The sequence below is a fragment of the Jeotgalibacillus marinus genome (assembly GCF_040801915.1).
GTDB lineage: Bacteria > Bacillota > Bacilli > Bacillales > Jeotgalibacillaceae > Jeotgalibacillus > Jeotgalibacillus marinus.
Window position 1 is genome coordinate 1 of record NZ_JBFMIA010000050.1, and the last position, 2,224, is coordinate 2,224.

At 35.7% G+C, this 2,224-nt stretch carries 1 protein-coding gene; it reads left to right on the forward strand.

Annotated features, from left to right (window positions below):
- The first annotated feature begins 819 nt into the window (after positions 1 to 819).
- Positions 820 to 1,632 carry a pentapeptide repeat-containing protein gene (locus tag AB1471_RS16745; protein ID WP_367780900.1) on the forward strand — a complete coding sequence of 271 codons (813 nt, stop codon included), beginning with the start codon at positions 820 to 822 and terminating at the stop codon, positions 1,630 to 1,632.
- Positions 1,633 to 2,224: the final 592 nt, after the last annotated feature.

Here is a 2,224-nt window from a genome sequence, read left to right on the forward strand (position 1 = left end):
TCTCTCAAGCGACCAATTTATCATAACATCTTATCAGATATTATGTCAACAACTTCTTTTATTTCTTTCAAGTTGTATCGTTCGCGTCAAAAGCGACGCAAATAAATATAACACGCTATCAATTTATATACAACCTCTTTTTTAAAAAACTTTCTATCATCTATTAACCGTAAATTGCAATTTTAAATGCAACACTTAGTAAAACACGCCCCATTTAGGGATATGTTGCAATGTTTGTCTGCCGACAAACGTACCATGACCTCTTTTCAGGTCTTTCGCTCAACTAAAGCGAGAACCGCTTCATCTTTGGATTTTCGGCCGATGACTGTATCTATTTCTCAATGTCCGAATTCTTCCCTGCTCTCTAGAGTGTCCGGACGCAGATCAATATAATCTGTAAGGACCTGCTTATGTTCTCTCGGTTTGTTTTTCTGGGTGGCACTTGTGACTTTCATAGCCAAGGATTTTTTCTTCGACAAAACGTAGGAAGTCCCACAATTTCATGATGACATAACGATATCACCACACTGTAGGCGGTTTTCTTGGTACATCTGCGGCGCTCCAACGTATGGGAAATACTTCACACAGTCAGTGTCCAGCTGCGTGACCAATCCCTATTTACTTCAGACTGAGCTATAGCTGAAACGCCCCGTAATTGCCTATAGGTTAAAAGTTTAGAAGTTGTGAAGAATTGTACTTGAATTAACGGAGCAGTTTAGTCAGACTATTTGGTAGTTAACTACAATTGAACTGTGTTAAATAAAAGGTCTTTCATTTATACTTGAAATGAATCTAAGAGAATGCGGAAGTATCTTATTAATGAATAATTATTTAAAATCAGATTGTAATAATTGTTTTGGGTTATGTTGTGTAGCCTTACCTTATGCCAAATCAGCAGATTTTCCATTCAATAAAGACGGTGGAGAGCAATGTCGAAATTTATGTTCAGATAATCATTGTAATACACATGATCAATTGAGTGAAAAAGGGTTTCGTGGTTGTGTTTCTTATGAGTGCTTTGGAGCCGGACAACATGTATCACAGACTATCTATGACGGTGGTGATTGGAGAAATAACTCAGAACGTGCCATAGAAATGTTTGCGGTATTTCCACTCGTTCAACAACTTCATGAAATGCTTTGGTATCTCAATCAAGCTCTAAGCTTGAGGGAAACACAGTTATTTCATTCAAGTCTGCAAAAAATTTATGAAGAAACATTAAAATTAACGGAGAAAGCGCCTGAAGTAATTTTAAAGTTAGACATTGTCGCACATAGAAGTAAAGTTAATGTTTTATTACTGAAAACAAGTGAAGTGTTTCGTGAAGGTCTAATTAGAAAAAGTAAAAAGAAAAGAATAAAGAAAGGTTTAGATTACTTAGGAGCAGATCTAAAAGGGGCAGATTTACAAGGGGTTAGTTTTCGAGGAACACTAATGATAGCAGCTAATTTAAGTCATGCTGATTTAAGAAAAGCTGATTTTATTGGCGCTGACCTCAGAGATGCAGACCTAAGTAATGCGAACTTAACAGGTGCTATTTTTCTAACACAATCTCAAATGAATTCAGCTAAAGGAAATATCCATACGAAAATACCGAACTTCTTAGAAAAACCAGATCATTGGTTGAAATAAATTAGCTTTACCGCACTGTTTCCGTCTACTGTGCATAATCTTATTGTGCTAAAGGGAGCTTGGTTTGAAGTTCACTTTTAAATGTTAGATGACCATTTTCTAATAACGATCTTCAAGAATCGGACGCGATTGTGGAATAAAATAGGTGTAAAATGATCAATCTTTTTTCAAAATGAGTTCTTTTAGCCATGTTTTAATGCGACAGAGGTAACGATCAATGACTTTACCAAAGATCGATTTCATCTTTTCCAACTTTTGTTCAAAGTTTTAAATTCTTTTATATGAGTTGAAAGGCTATTGTTATCAGCTTTCAATCCTAATATTTCTTTTTCTTTTTGCGTAGTCGACAGTAATGATACAAGGTTCACTATGGTTTTTCTATGTTTATGGTGTTGTATTGGATTTTACAATTAACCAGTTATATCGTTCATGTCAAAATTGATGCATATAAATATATCACGATATCAATTTCTGAGCCAAACCACTTGGTTTCTTACCTAAATCAACTGCTTTTCACATAAAAAACCGCTCCCCAACGGGAACGGTTTTTTATCATGTGCCTAGCGACGTCCTACTCTCACAGGGGGAGTCC